This window comes from Micromonospora sp. NPDC049645, from assembly GCF_040675155.1.
Lineage (GTDB): Bacteria > Actinomycetota > Actinomycetes > Mycobacteriales > Micromonosporaceae > Micromonospora.
On sequence record NZ_JBFAOI010000001.1, the window covers coordinates 401,837 to 415,173 of the forward strand.

The window sequence follows — 13,337 nt, forward strand, 5'->3', positions numbered from 1 at the left end:
CCTTCCTATGGTGTTGCGGTGATGGCACGCGCGGTCGCCTCGCCGGTGACGGTGACGGCTTTGTTCTGGACAAACGGCCCGATCATCGACCGCTGGTAGGTGATGGAGACGGTCACCCGGATCAGCGTTTCCCCGTCGACCTCAGGGAAGTTCACTGTGTGGCCGGCGGTGTCCACGGCGGCCAGGTAGTCGCCGACCGCCTTGCGCGCCTCCGCCTGGTCGATCCGCTTCGGCCCGCCCTCGATGGCGGTGGCCCGGTCGATGGCCTGACCGCCGGCCCGGGCCGCCTCCGCGGCCAGGTTCTGGGCGCGTTGCAGGGTGCGGAGCTGCCCGGCGCCGTCGAAGGAGAGGCCGATGATGGCTAGAACCCCGACCATCGTCACCGCGAGGAAGATGCTCACCCGGCCGAACTCACCTGCCGGCGCGGACCTGTCCGCCGACGTGGCGGCCGTCACTGCCGGCCCCGGTAACGGTCCAGGGGAGAGGTGAAGCTCGCGCTGATCAGTTTCTGGCTGACCATGGTGGGCAGGATGCTGAGCGTGATGTCCTGGAAGGACACCACGCAGCTGATCGTCACAGTAACCGTGGCGTCGGTGCCCACCGTGCTGCTGAAGACGTCGTCGAAGTTGGAATCCTTGCCGCCCACCTTGCCGGTGAAGGTCGGCTTCAGGTCGTTGGCGCAGGCCAGACCGTGCCAGTCAAGCTGCTTCTGGGCGGCCTCCAGCGCCGCCTTCCGGGCGGTGCCGGAATCCCGGGATATCGACGCCGCCCGGGCGGCGTCGTGCGCCGCCGCGTCGAGCGCCTCCGCCGCGACCGCGCTGCGGCCGACCACTCCGGCTAGCACCATCAGCGCGATGAACGCGGGCGCGAGCACCGCCACCTCGATGGAGACCGAGCCCCGCTCGGCGGTACGGGTCATGGCGGGGTCACCCTCTCCACCGTGCCGTGGGCGGTCTGCCGTACCGCGAAGTCCACGCCCGGCACCACCGACAGGGACCGGCCGCTCACCGTGCAGGTCACCTCGGTCGGGGTGGTCACGCAGGTCGGTCCGGAGCTGTCCCAGCCCACCAGCCAACCGCCGGCGGCCCTGAGGAAACGGGTTGAACTGTCCACGCCGGCACCGGCCCCCGCCTGGTAGGTCCGCTGCGCGCTGACGCCGCTCTGCGCGGCGTTCAACGCGGTGGAGCGGGCGAGGAAGACGGCCGCGACCTGGATCGAAGCGAAGAGCAGCAGCAGGATCAGCGGCATCATCACGGCGAGCTCCACCGGGTTGGCCCCCCGTTCCCGCTCCCGTTCCCGGTCGCCGGCCGCGAGGCGGCGCCGGGCGGCGGTGACCGCTCGGCTCCACCTCGGGCACCCGGCTCGACGCATTCCGGCTACTTCGGGTTGGTGTGGTCCGGGATGCCATTCATCCAGTTGTTGGCCTTGGCCAAGGCCAACGCGGTGACCGCCATGGCGACGGCGACCAGACCAGCGATGATCACCGCAGTGGGCACCGGGCTGTCGCCGCGCTCACCGTCTCGGCGCAGCTCGGCCAGGCGCGTCGTCAGCGCGACGTGCAGGTAGCTGAGAATGGACATGGCGTTCTCCTTCAGAGGGCGGGGTCAGACACGGGCGATGAACGGATAGAGGACGAAGCCGAGCAGGACGAAGACGAGCAGTGCGCCCGGGATGTCGAGTTTGCTGGTCACTGCCTCGGCGCGGGCGAGGTTGTCGGTGCGGATCTGGTCGCGCAACGAGTCGGCGCGGCTGCGCAACGTCTCGTGCACCTGCGCGCCCTCACTGCCAGACGAGCGCATGATCGCGCCCACGTCGCCCAGCTCCGGAATTCCGATCTTGTCGGCGAGGTCGCGCAACTCGTCCCAGGGCGCGTGCATCTGCATCTGGGCGATCCGCAGCGACTCCTGAAGCCGGTCGAACACCCAGCCGTCGCAGACCGCCGCCGCCCGCTCCAGCGACTGCACCGGCCCGTGCGCCGCGGAGAGCTGCAACGCCACCAGATCGAGGTAGGTGCAGACCGCCTGGCGGAACTCGTCCCGAGCCGCGTCGGCCTTGGTCAACACGGCACGGTGCGCCAACAGGCCGCCCAACAGCGCCAGGCCGAGACTGCCCAGCACCGGCACGACCAGCGGAAACGAAACGCCGAGCAACCACAGCATCGCCCCGAGCAGGGTCGGTGTGGCCAATCCGATCAGCGCGGAGAGCAGCACCGACAGCGCGTACTGCTCGGAGGTTTGATCGATCAGGGCAAGCTGCATCTGCGGAGGCCGCAACCAGCGGGACATCCCGGTCAGCCAGTCGAGCCGCCGGGACGCGGGCGCGGCGAGGCGGCCGGTGCCGGGTGGCTGATGCAGTCGGCGCAGTGCCGGCCCCAGCGCCGGAGTCGCCGGCACCACCTCCCGGACCACCAGGAACACGCCCAACCCAACGGTGGCCCCGCCGCACACCGCGATGGCCAACTGCCAGTTCACGATCACGGGAGCCACCTTTCGTTCGCGACTGCGGGGCTCCGCTGCGCTGCACTCCTCGCGCTCACGGGAGCCACCTCTTGTTCGCGACTGCGGGGCTCCGCTGCGCTGCACTCCTCGCGCTCACGCGACCACCTCGTTGGGGTTCGGCGCCGGCAGGAACCGGGCCGGCCGCTGCGGCTGACTCATCGACCGCACCCAGGCCAGCAGGCCGATGAAGGCGGCGCCGAGAGCGGCCATCACCACCTGACCGATCGGGGTGCCGTACGGCTTGATGTACTCGGTGTTGATCAAGCCGTAGCCGAGGGTCGCCAGGGTCATTCCGGTGAGGAAGCGGACCGCGAACCGCGGCTGGGTGCGTTTGGCCTCGATCTCCCGACGGGTGGCCACCTCGGCGGATGCCGCGCCGGCGATCGAGCCGAGCACGTCACCGAGGCGTTCGCCCCGGTCGGAGAGGTGCAGGATCAACGCCGCGACCACCTGGTCGCAGACCGGGTCGGCGATCTCGTCGGCGAACGCCAGCAGCGCGGAGCGGGCCATCCAGCCGGCCTGTAGACGGGCGGCGAGCAGCCGTACCTCGTCCTCGATGCCGGGTGGCACGCTGCCGATGGTGCCGATGATTGCCTGTTGGAGGCCCTGCCCGGTGCCGGAGACGTCCTTGAGTCGGCGGGTCCACTCACCGACCGCCTCGATCCGGGCGATCGCCCGCTGCTCGGCCTTGCCCACCCCGAACAGCCACGGGGTGCCCGGCACCGCCACCGCCACCAGCAGGCCGACCACCGGCAGCCCGGTCAGCAGGAACGCCAACGCGCCGGCGACCAGCGCGGCCAGCAGCAGCGCCTGGTAGGCCCGCTGCTCGGCCGGGGTGCTGCCGGGCCCGCGCCACAGCCGGGCGGCACCCGGCCCGCCGCCCGGGCGTGGCCCGGGGGGTCGACGGGTGCCCACCAGCGCGACCACGGCCAGCAACAGCCCGGCCACACAGGCGGCCCCGGAGACCACCGCGATCAACTCCAGGCTGCCGAGCATCAGGTCACCGCCGGGCCAGTCGGGTCTGCCGAGGCCGCCGCCAGGCACCGGCGCCGGCCTCGACCCACCGGGTCAGCAACCGCGCGTCGTACCCCACCCGGAGCAGTTGGTCGCGGACCCGCTCCGGCAGGTGCCGGGGGACCGCACGACCATCCGGGCCGGGCCCGAAGACCGTGGTGGTGGTGATCCGACCGGCTTCACCGGCCCCGATCACCTCCTCCACGTGCGAGACGAACCGGTGTTTCCGCCCGCCGATAGCGGTCTCGTCCTCGATGGTGACGTAGACGATCAGGTCGAGGGCGTTGCCGGCCATCCGGCGGGCCTGGTCGACGGTCATCTCGCGGCCGTGCGCCAACGCCAACTCGACGATCCGTTCGCCCACACCGGCGGCGGTACGGGCGTGGATGGTGCACATCGACCCCCGGCTGGTGGTCATCGCCTGGAGCATCGGCACGATCTCCCGGGACCGCACCTCGCCCACGATGATCCGCAGGACTCCCATCCGCAGCGACAGCGGAATCAGGTCGGCGATGGTCACCTCACCGGCGGGACGGCCGTCGAAGCCGCGCTCGCCGTGCCCCTCCCGGGCCTCGAAGCTCATCACCGCCCGGTGCCGCTCCCGGCGGCGGGCGGGGAGCAGCTCGCGACTCTCCTCCAGCAGCACGTACGGCTCGTCGGGCGGGATCTCGTTCATCAGCGCCCGGATGACGGTGGTCTTCCCGGCACCCGCCAACCCGGCGACCATGATGTTCAGACCGGCGCGCATCGCCGCGCGGAGAAAGTCGCGCAGCAGCGGATCGATCATCTCGTCCAGGTCACCCCGGGCCCCCGCGAGATCGTCGAGGCTCACGTCCAGGGTGTTGTGCTTGCGGATCACCGCGTACGGGCGGTGGCTGACCAGGAACACCGCCGCCAGCCGGCTGCCGTCGGGCAGTTGCAGGTCGAGGGTGGGCTTCACGGTGGACAGGGACCGTTCGGTCGCGCCCGCCCGTCGGGCCGCCGCCTGGAGGATCTCCACCAGCTCGGCGTCGCTGTCGGCGATCGGCTCCGCCCAGTCCACCCCGCCGCCGTGCCGGGTGATGCGCACCTGGTCGCAGCCGAGGATGTGCACCTCCTCGATGGTGTCGTCGACCAGCAGGGTCTGGAGCCGGCCGAGCCCGACCAACTCGGCGGTCACCTGGTCGAGCAGCAGACGTTCGTCGCCGGCGGCCATCGGTGTGCCGGCCCGCCGCACGGAGTCCGCGTATGCGGCGACCACCGTGACGGCGAGTCGGGCCCGCTCGGTGTCCTCCTCGTCGACGGTGAACTCCCGGCCGCGCTGCCACAGGGTGAGGCGTTCGGTGAGTTCCCGGCGCAGCTCCCGGACCACCTGGAAGTCCATCCGGGGCCGGGGCGGCGACTCCGGCGGCGGCCCGACCGCGGGCATCGGCGGCGACATCGGCACGGACTGCTGGTGCCGGCCGTTGGGCGCGGCCAGTGGTGGCGCGGTGGAGGTCACGCCCGGTGGTTGTTGCCGAGGATCGGTGGAGACCGGCTCAAACCGCATCCGGCACCCCCTGCTGCACCGGCCACGCCAACCGGGCCCGCCGCCGCTCCAGGAGCGCCCCGATCGGCACCTCAAGCGCGGCCGCCGCGCGCATCAGCGGCCGTCCGGCCCGCACGGTCCCGCCCAGGGCGAGCACCCCGGCGGTACGCGGATCGTGCGGCATCCGCGCGATGACCGGCAGCTTCAGCGCGCGACTGATCTCGGTCCGCCCGTGCCCGTCACCGACCAGCAACAACCGCAGGGTGCCCGGCGGCACCCGGTGCTCGGCGAAGTCCCGTTCGATCGCGGTGACCACCGCGCGGGTGCCGGAGAGGTCCGGCAGGTGCGCCCGGGTCACCAGCAGCACCACCGACGCGGCCCGCAGCACCGGCCAGGGCGGCCCGGTCACGTGCAGCCGGCCACAGTCGACGAGTACGTCGTAGCCGGGGGTGCCGCGGTCGAGCGCGTCGAAGTAGTCGGCGAAGCGCTGCCAGAGCGGGGTGACGCTGCCGCTCTGGGTGGGGTCGACGAGCCCGGGCAGCAGCAGCCGTTCCCGGCGGGGCGCGTCCAGGTCGACCAGCTGCGACCAGAACGCGGTCTCCAGGTTGCCGTCGCGCAACTCGCCGACGGCCAGCTCCCCGATCCCGCGCGGGCCGTCCAGCTGGCCGCCGAGGTACCCGGCGAGGATCGAGCCGCCGGCCGGGTCACACTCGGCGACCACCAGCCGGCGGTGCCAGGCCAGCGCGCAGGCCAGCGCCGAGGTCGTGACGCCGGGCGAACCCTTCGCGGACACCAGCGCGATGATCGCCATGCTCAGGCCGCCTCGGTCAGCACGACGGCGAGCCGTTCCTGCGCGGCGAGCGCCACCACCGCGGGCACGTCGCGGGTGAGCAGTGCCAGGTAGAGGACCTTGCTGTCGTTGGCCGGGCTGACTGTGTCGATGACGGTGGCCGAGAACCGGGTGCCGGCGGCGGCAGCGCCTCCGTCGGCGTTGTCGTCCGGAGTGCTGACCAGCAGAACCTTGTCACCGGGGTGCAGTTCGCGGGCCGGCACCTGGGCGGTCTTCAGGCCGAGCGCGATCTGCTGCTGGCCGGGGCCGAGCAGCGGGTCGTCGGTGACCTGGCCCAGGGTGAGCAGCGTGCCCGGGACCAGCGCGACCGCGGCCCGTTTGCCGACCACCTCGTCGAGGCGTCCGGCGGGCACCGGGCGCAACCCCTGGCCGCCGGCGACCTGCACGGTGATCAGATCGGCGGCGCTGATCTCCCGGCCCACCTCCACCGGTCGGGCCACCGCGAGATAACTGCCGGTGGCCCTAACCGAGGTGACCGCGAACGCCGCGCCGAGCCCGCCCAGGGCGATCAGCAGGACGGCGAGACCGAGCAGACCCGGGCGGACCCGGCGCTGCCGGACCACCTTGGGCGGGTTGATCGGCGCGTCGACCGACCCGGTCCCGTTGCGCGTAGCGATGCTCATCTGGTCACCACCTGGAGTTCGTTGATCTGGATCGGCACGATGCCGCTGCGGCGGGTCACCCGGATCACTCCGCTCTGACCACCGCCGTGCCAGGTAACCGTCCAGTAGGTGGTCGCGGTGACGCGGTACGTACCGGCCTTCTGGTAGCCCCTGTCGTAGCCGCAGTCCGGGGAGGTGCCACCCGCGCGCTCGCCCTTCGGCTTGTATTCGGTGCCGGCGTCGTCACAGGTGACCGTGTCCCCGTTGCCCATGTCCCAGACGATCTCGTCCACCGCCGCCGTTATCTCGACGGTCACGTCCCGGTCGGTCTCGTCGGCGTGGATCGGGCCGAAGTAGTTGGTGTTCTGCTCGGACCACATCCAGACGGGCAGGCCGACCAGGCCGGGGCCGACGCGCTTGCGGGGTGCGACGCCCAGCGGCGCCGGCAGCAGGCTGATCGACGCCAGGGCGCGGCGGGCCAGCTCCTCCGGGTTGGGTGGGGCGCCGAAGCCGGCCGGCGGATCCGCGAGCAGCACCGTGTCCTGGACGCCCAGGTCGCCGCCGTTGCACGTCTGCAGATACCACTGCTGACCCTCGGGAGGCTCGGTCGGCCCCTCGGTCAGCTTGTAGTAGCAGCCGTCGCCGCTGTTGAACCAGCCCAGGTCCTCGTCGTAGCAGGGGATGGTCCGCCCGTTCCACTGGCAGACGCCGCCTCCGCCACCACCGCCGTCGTCGTCCCCGCCGCCACCGTTGTCCCCGCCGCCGCCGGGGTCACCCGGGTTGCCGGGTTCGTCGTCCCAGACGCTGCAGTCGGGCTGGTCGGGCGGGCAGCCCGCTCCGGGGTCGGCCCGTAGGGCGGCGGCGGCCGGCAGTGCCGCACCGACCATCAGCAGGAGCGTGAGGCCGATTCCGGCGAGTGCCCGTCGCGATGTGGCCGCCCGGCTCAACACGGTTGGTCCCGGTGCGTCGCGCCGTAGTTGATCAACCAGCGGCCGTCCGGATATCGGGTCGCGGTGGCGGTGGACAGATGTCTGCCGCCGCCACTGCCCGGGACCGGGCGCTTGTCCTTGGCGTAGACCAGCCGGTAGCCGGTCGTGTCCAGGCAGTCCTGGATCTCCACGGTGGCCGGCTTCGCGTCCAGGCTGACGGCGGTCACGGTCGGGTCGGATTTCAACGTCCCGGTACGCATAGCGCCGTGCTCCTTAGCCTCGCGAATGGACACCCGGACCCGAGTCAGCAGTGGATCACCAAGGAATCGGGATAGTTCCGGCGCGCGTGGATCACTGCGCGTACCCGCCGAGCGCGAGGCCGCGAGATAACCGGAGTACGCGTCAAGTGCCGCCTTTTCGGCAGCTCGCCGTGCCCCGTCGGGATCGGTCCGTTGTTCGTCGTCACGGGCTGTCGCCGGCCGTTCGACCGCCTCCCGCCCGTTGGCGCAGGCGGTGACCGGCGCCGCCGCCACGACCGCCAGCAGGCAGATTGCCGCTCGTCTGAGCTGCCGTCCGCGCACCGTCGAGCCTCCTCGTGGTCGCCCGAGGCGGTGACGGTTCACCGCCGACAGGCATGCGGAAGCGCGCCCGGATCAGCACATCCGGAGCCGTTCATTGCGCTTCTGCATTCACCGTTACGGATCTTTTGCTAATACGGGGTCCTGTGTCGTCCGGTATTGGAGGTGAGGCTTGCGTCACACCCAAGGGGCGAGCATAGGCTGACGCTCGCCGATGCAACAGAGGCAATTGACGTGAATACTCAGCGTGATGACAGGTGGTGATGGCGGGTGTCCACACTGCGCCCCGAACAATGGGCGAGTAAAAGGTCGTTATTGCTGAGGCGTGACCGGCGCGGGTGGGCCCGCCAGGGTCGTGCCGCCGGTCGCGGGAGTGGGACATGGTGGTCTCATCCCGGCATTCGGCCGGTCTTGCCGAGCGATCGACGGCTCGCCCCGCCCGACCCGGAGGTGGTCGAAAGTGGCGGCGTGGGGTCGGTTCGCCAGGTCGCTTTCCGCGCCATCCGCTACACCGCTGTGGGTACTCAATCACGATCCGTGTTCACCGCGGCAGGGCGGCGGCCGACCGCAATGGCGGCGACATGGCGCTGACCGGCCCCCCGGCGGCCGTCCCCGGTCGGCAGAACCCGCCCGATCGGAGCCCGGCACCCCCACCGTCCGGTGGCACGACGGAGGAATCCCATCGGGTGGCGTCCCGGCGGGAGGACGAACAGCCGGCCGCACCCGGCTCGGCGCGCGCCCGGGTCTCGACCGCGTTCGCGCTCCTGGCGATCAGCCCGCTGGTCCGGATGGCGGCGGTGCGCTACGCCGTACCCCCGGGTCTGCCCAACCGGACCGGCTGCGACGCCTGCGGCGCGCCGATCGGCCTGACCCGGCCCTGGCCGGCGCTGGGCCCGGCGGCCCGGTGCGGTCGCTGCCGTGCCCGGGTCGGCCCACCGCCGGGCACCGTCGAGGGGGCCGTGCTCGCGGCGGCGGTGCTGCTGGTGCTCGCCGGTCCGCCGACCGGGACGCTACCGGCGCTGCTCTGGTGGTTAGGCTGGACGATCCCGGCGGTCTTCGTCGACCTGGCCGTGCACCGGTTGCCGGATCGGCTCACGCTGCCCGCAGCCGCCGGCACCTGGCTGCTACTCGGGGTGGCCGCGCTCGATGCCGACCCGGGGCACTGGCGGCGGGCCGTCATCGCCGGCACCGGGCTGGCGCTCTTCTTCGCCAGCACCGCGGTGCTGCTCGGCCGCCGCGGCTTCGGGCTGGGCGACGCCAAGTTGGCGCTCAGCGTAGGAGCGCTGCTCGGCTGGTACGGCTGGCCGGTGCTGCTGCTCGGGTTGCTGATCGCCTTCGGGCTATCCGCGCTGGTGAGTCTGGGCCTGCTGGTCACCCGCCGGGCCACCTGGACCACCCATCTCCCCTTCGGCCCGTTCCTGCTGCTCGGCACGGCCGGCGCGCTCCCCTGGGCACTCTGACCACCAAACCCGCGCCCCTGCTCCGCCCTGCCCCTGCACCGCCCTGCCCTGCCCCTGCTCCGCGATCTTGCACTTACTGTCCCGACACAAGGGGCATCTCACTCAAGTCGACAACCGAAAGTGCAAGATCGGCGGGGCGGGGGTGGGGCGGGGGTGGGGGTGGGGTTAGGGGCGGGAGCGGCTGGCTAGTTTGGGTACCGGGCTGTCGGGGCGGTCGGCTCGGCGGCGGAGCAGTTCGGTGGTCGGGCGGGCCAGCAACGGGGTCGCCACCACGGCGACCAGGGCACCGAACAGCACACCCGCGATCACGTCGTGCGGGTAGTGCACGCCCACGAAGACCCGGGAGAAGGCACCGAGCGCGGCCAGGGGCAGTGCGATCAGGCCGAGCCGGCGGGAGAGCAGCAGGGTGGTGACGGCCAGCGCCCCGGCGATGGTCGAGTGGTTGCTGGGGAACGACCAGTCGCCCGGGGGTGGGCAGGCGCCCGCGATGATCGCTCGGCCGATCGTCCGGCAGGGACGGTCCTCGTCCACCACGGTCTTGAGCCATTCGCTGCCCGCGTACGCCAGGAGAGCCGGCACCGGCGCGATCAGGGCGAGTGCCCGGTCGTGCGAACCGCCGGTCCGGCGGCTGAACGCGGCCATCAGCAGCAGCGCTCCGAGCAGCAGGATCACCCCCTCGGTGGCGTGCCCGACGAACCACTGCACCGGCTCTGGGCTGCCGGCGGCGGCGTCGACGACGTCGCGGTACCACTCGGCGCTGATCTCCGGAACGTCCATGCTGCCGTTGTCGACCATGCATCACCTCACCTCACGTTCATACCCTGTTCACCTTGCGGACACCCTACGAACGCGGCACTGGGCACCGCTGCTGTCGAAGGTCGGGAGGTGTTCACGACCTTCGTCCAGGATTCGCACAGCCGGCTCTGGTTGGCTGTTCCGGGACGCCGGCACCCACAGGAGGCTTCGTGCACACCGGTTCGGCCACCGATCAACCGCCGCCCACCGCCCCGACGGCGGACGACGAAGCCTGGCGGATCCGGCGAACCGCAGCCGACCTGGACCGGCTCGGCGAGACCGAGTCGATCTTCGCGTTGGGCAACGGGTGGATCGGCTGGCGCGGGGTGCTCGACGAGGGCGCCCCGTGCGGAATGCCGGGCAGTTACGTCAATGGCCTGCACGAGCGGCGTGAGCTGAGCTATCCCGAGGAGGGGTACGCGTTCCCCCGGGCCAGCGACACCGTCATCAGCGCTCCGAACGCCGCGCTGATCCGGCTCTGGGTCGACGACGAGCCACTGGACCTCCGGACCGGTACGCTGCGCAGCCACGAGCGGGTGCTCGACCTGCGCACCGGCGTGCTGCGCCGGGAGACCGAGTGGATCTCACCGGGCGGGCGGGGAGTGCGCGTCCGCAGCACCCGGCTGGTGTCCCTGCCACGTCGCCCGGTGGCCGCCGTCCGGTACGAGGTCGAGCCGTTGGACACCGCCGTCGAGCTGCGGGTCTGCTCGGATCTGCTGGCCAACGAGAAGGTGCCGGAGCGTTCGGACGACCCACGGGCCGCCTCGGTACCCACCGACCCGCTGACCGCCGAGACGTACCGCGCGGCCGGCCTCGACGGCGTGCTGGTGCACCGCACCGGGCGCAGCGGCCAGCGCGTCGCGGTCGCGGTCAGTCACCTGGTGGCCGGGCCGGGCACGGTGACCACCACCGGTGACTGCACCCCGGACCGGGTACGGCTGACCGTGACGGGTCGGCTGCACCGGGGGGAACGGTTGCGGCTGACCAAGTTCGCCGCGTACGAGTGGGCGGCGGTCGACGCGGCGCCCGCCGACGAGTTGGCGGCACTGGTCACCGCCGAGGCGGACGCGGCCCGCGCGGACGGCTTCGACGCCCTGCTCACCGACCAGCGCGCCGCTCTGGACGCGGCCTGGCAGGTGGCCGACGTGCAGCTCGACGGCGATCCGGAGCTTCAGCAAGCCGTTCGGTTCGCGATGTTCCACCTGATCCAGGCCGGTCGTCCGGACTCCGGCCGGACCATCCCGGCGAAGGGGTTGACCGGCAACGGCTACGACGGGCACGTCCTCTGGGACACCGAGAGCTTCGTCCTGCCGGTGCTCACCTACCTGGCCCCGGCGGTGGCCCGCTCCGCGTTGAGCTGGCGACACGCCCACGTGCGGGAGGCTCGGGAGCGGGCCGCCGAGCTGCGGTTGACCGGCGCGACCTTCCCGTGGCGCACCATCGGTGGCCGGGAGTGCTCCGGTTACTGGCCGGCGGGCACCGCCGCGCTGCACGTCAACGCCGACATCGCCGACGCGGTGCTGCGCTACCTGGCGGCCACCGACGACCAGCGCTTCCTCGCGGAGGCGGGGCTGGACCTGCTGGTGCAGACGGCCCGGCTCTGGCACGGCTTCGGCCACTGGTCGCACGAGGGTGACTTCCACCTGCACGGCGTGACCGGCCCGGACGAGTACGCCGCCCTGGTCGACGACAACGTCTTCACCAACCTCCTGGCCAAGCGCAATCTGCGCGGCGCGGCGGACGCCGCCGAGGGGCAACCCGAGCTGGCCCGCCGGCTCGGCGTGGACCGCGACGAGGTGGCCGGCTGGCGGGCCGCCGCCGACGCCATGTTCATCCCCTACGACCGCGAGCGCGGGGTGCACCAGCAGGCTGCCGGCTTCACCGAACAACCCGAGTGGGACTTCGCCAACACCGGCGACGACGACTACCCGCTGCTGCTGCACTTCCCGTATCTGGAGCTGTACCGCAAGCAGGTGGTCAAGCAGGCCGACCTGGTGCTCGCCATGCAGCTCTGCCCCGGTGAGTTCACCGCCGCCGAGAAGGCCCGCAACCTCGCCTACTACCAGGCCCGGACGGTCCGCGACTCGTCGCTGTCGGCGGCCCCGCAGGCCGTGCTGGCCGCCGAGGTCGGGCACCTGGATCTGGCGTACGACCTGTTTGCCGAGTCGGTCCTGCAGGATCTGGCCGACCTGGGGGACAAGACCGCCGACGGGCTGCACCTGGCCTCGCTGGCCGGTGCCTGGTTGGCGCTGGTGCAGGGGTTCGGCGGGCTGCGCGACGACCGCCGGGTGCTCTCCTTCGACCCCCGGCTGCCGCGCCGGATCGACCGGCTGGCGTTCAGTCTGCGCTGGCGCGGCCACCGGCTGCGGGTCACGTTGACCCCGACCGAGGCCCGCTACGAGCTGCCCGACGCCGCGCCGGATGCCGAGGTCGAGCTGTGGCACCACGGCGAGGCGCTACGGGTCACCGCCGCCGCGCCGGTCACCCGGCCCATGCCGCCGGTGCCCGACCCCGGGCCGGAACCACTCTCCCCACCAGGCCGGCGCCCCACCCGCCGCTCGGCGGGCTGAACCGTCGCGGCCTTCTCAGGTCGGCACGGGGCCGCCGGCCATCCGCTCGCGGACGGCCTCCAGCGCCTCGAAGGCGTACGCCCAGTTGTGGCACTTGAAGCTGCGCAGACCGTCGATCGCGGTGTGACAGTCGGAGCAGCGCACCCCGGCGATGGCATCCGGGATCTCGGTGTTGACGTACTTCCGCTCGCCCAGGATGACCGTGGCGATCATGGCCTTGTCGTGCAGACCGGAGAGCGCCGAGGAGACGATGTCGTACCAGGTGACCCGCCGGCCGCACTTCGGGCAGTCGGGTTCGTCGCCGCTGACCCAGAGCGGGGCGCCGATGCTGCGCGCCGGCATGCCGAGTATTTTCTCCAGCCGCCGGACGTCCGACTCCGGAGTGGTCCAGCGGTGTCGGCCGGGCAGTGCCGCGGGCGAGTCGTACACGGCCCGGAACAGGTCGTGGTCGACCTGCACGGTCTCACGTCGGGCGGTCATCGGCGTCCCTCCTCGTTGAGTCGGTGCCCCCACCGTCGTCAGCGGTGACCATGG

The 13,337-nt window shown here is 72.2% G+C and carries 15 protein-coding genes; 2 read left to right on the forward strand and 13 right to left on the reverse strand.

Going from position 1 to position 13,337, the window contains the following annotated elements:
* Nucleotides 1-5: 5 nt before the first annotated feature.
* From AB0J33_RS01955 to AB0J33_RS02005, 11 genes are all read right to left on the reverse strand, one after another.
* Complete coding sequence (locus tag AB0J33_RS01955; RefSeq protein WP_363608857.1) at nt 6-455, reverse strand: pilus assembly protein TadG-related protein; 450 nt, start codon at nt 453-455, stop codon at nt 6-8.
* Nucleotides 452-919 (reverse strand): TadE/TadG family type IV pilus assembly protein, encoded by a 468-nt coding sequence (locus AB0J33_RS01960; RefSeq protein WP_363608859.1) that lies wholly within the window; start codon nt 917-919, stop codon nt 452-454. The genes AB0J33_RS01955 and AB0J33_RS01960 overlap by 4 nt, the downstream gene beginning before the upstream one ends.
* The gene (locus AB0J33_RS01965; RefSeq protein ID WP_363608861.1) at nt 916-1,371 is read right to left on the reverse strand and encodes a TadE/TadG family type IV pilus assembly protein; all 456 of its coding nucleotides are present in this window, start codon (nt 1,369-1,371) and stop codon (nt 916-918) included. Before AB0J33_RS01965 ends, AB0J33_RS01960 begins: the two co-directional genes overlap by 4 nt.
* A gap of 5 nt (nt 1,372-1,376) precedes the next feature.
* Nucleotides 1,377-1,580 carry a hypothetical protein gene (locus AB0J33_RS01970; RefSeq protein WP_363608863.1) on the reverse strand — a complete coding sequence of 68 codons (204 nt, stop codon included), beginning with the start codon at nt 1,578-1,580 and terminating at the stop codon, nt 1,377-1,379.
* 24 nt (nt 1,581-1,604) lie between these two features.
* Entirely contained in the window at nt 1,605-2,474 is an 870-nt protein-coding gene (locus AB0J33_RS01975; protein ID WP_363610170.1) for a type II secretion system F family protein, read from the reverse strand.
* A 117-nt stretch (nt 2,475-2,591) separates the two neighbouring features.
* On the reverse strand, nt 2,592-3,494 hold the full coding sequence (locus AB0J33_RS01980; protein WP_363608865.1) for a type II secretion system F family protein: 903 nt from the start codon (nt 3,492-3,494) through the stop codon (nt 2,592-2,594).
* 4 nt (nt 3,495-3,498) lie between these two features.
* Nucleotides 3,499-5,040: an ATPase, T2SS/T4P/T4SS family gene (locus tag AB0J33_RS01985; protein WP_363608867.1), complete on the reverse strand. Its 1,542-nt coding sequence runs from the start codon at nt 5,038-5,040 to the stop codon at nt 3,499-3,501.
* Nucleotides 5,030-5,830, reverse strand: a complete 801-nt coding sequence (locus AB0J33_RS01990) for a ParA family protein (protein WP_363608869.1) — start codon at nt 5,828-5,830, stop codon at nt 5,030-5,032. Before AB0J33_RS01990 ends, AB0J33_RS01985 begins: the two co-directional genes overlap by 11 nt.
* 2 nt (nt 5,831-5,832) lie before the next feature.
* Nucleotides 5,833-6,492 carry an SAF domain-containing protein gene (locus AB0J33_RS01995; RefSeq protein WP_363608871.1) on the reverse strand — a complete coding sequence of 220 codons (660 nt, stop codon included), beginning with the start codon at nt 6,490-6,492 and terminating at the stop codon, nt 5,833-5,835.
* On the reverse strand, nt 6,489-7,358 hold the full coding sequence (locus AB0J33_RS02000) for a hypothetical protein (protein WP_363608873.1): 870 nt from the start codon (nt 7,356-7,358) through the stop codon (nt 6,489-6,491). Before AB0J33_RS02000 ends, AB0J33_RS01995 begins: the two co-directional genes overlap by 4 nt.
* A 56-nt stretch (nt 7,359-7,414) precedes the next feature.
* Nucleotides 7,415-7,981, reverse strand: a complete 567-nt coding sequence (locus tag AB0J33_RS02005; protein WP_363608875.1) for a hypothetical protein — start codon at nt 7,979-7,981, stop codon at nt 7,415-7,417.
* A gap of 785 nt (nt 7,982-8,766) precedes the next feature.
* Between AB0J33_RS02005 and AB0J33_RS02010 the strand changes: the two genes are divergently transcribed.
* The gene (locus tag AB0J33_RS02010; protein ID WP_363610172.1) at nt 8,767-9,438 is read left to right on the forward strand and encodes an A24 family peptidase; all 672 of its coding nucleotides are present in this window, start codon (nt 8,767-8,769) and stop codon (nt 9,436-9,438) included.
* 165 nt (nt 9,439-9,603) lie between these two features.
* Here the strand turns inward: AB0J33_RS02010 and AB0J33_RS02015 are convergent, their stop codons facing one another.
* Entirely contained in the window at nt 9,604-10,233 is a 630-nt protein-coding gene (locus tag AB0J33_RS02015) for a phosphatase PAP2 family protein (RefSeq protein WP_363608877.1), read from the reverse strand.
* 170 nt (nt 10,234-10,403) lie between these two features.
* Here AB0J33_RS02015 and AB0J33_RS02020 point away from each other — a divergent pair, with 170 nt between their 5' ends.
* A complete protein-coding gene (locus AB0J33_RS02020; RefSeq protein WP_363608879.1) occupies nt 10,404-12,803 on the forward strand; it encodes a glycosyl hydrolase family 65 protein in 2,400 nt (799 codons plus the stop codon).
* Between the two features lie 15 nt (nt 12,804-12,818).
* Here AB0J33_RS02020 and AB0J33_RS02025 read toward each other — a convergent pair whose 3' ends face one another.
* On the reverse strand, nt 12,819-13,283 hold the full coding sequence (locus tag AB0J33_RS02025) for a hypothetical protein (RefSeq protein ID WP_363608881.1): 465 nt from the start codon (nt 13,281-13,283) through the stop codon (nt 12,819-12,821).
* Nucleotides 13,284-13,337 lie beyond the last annotated feature (54 nt).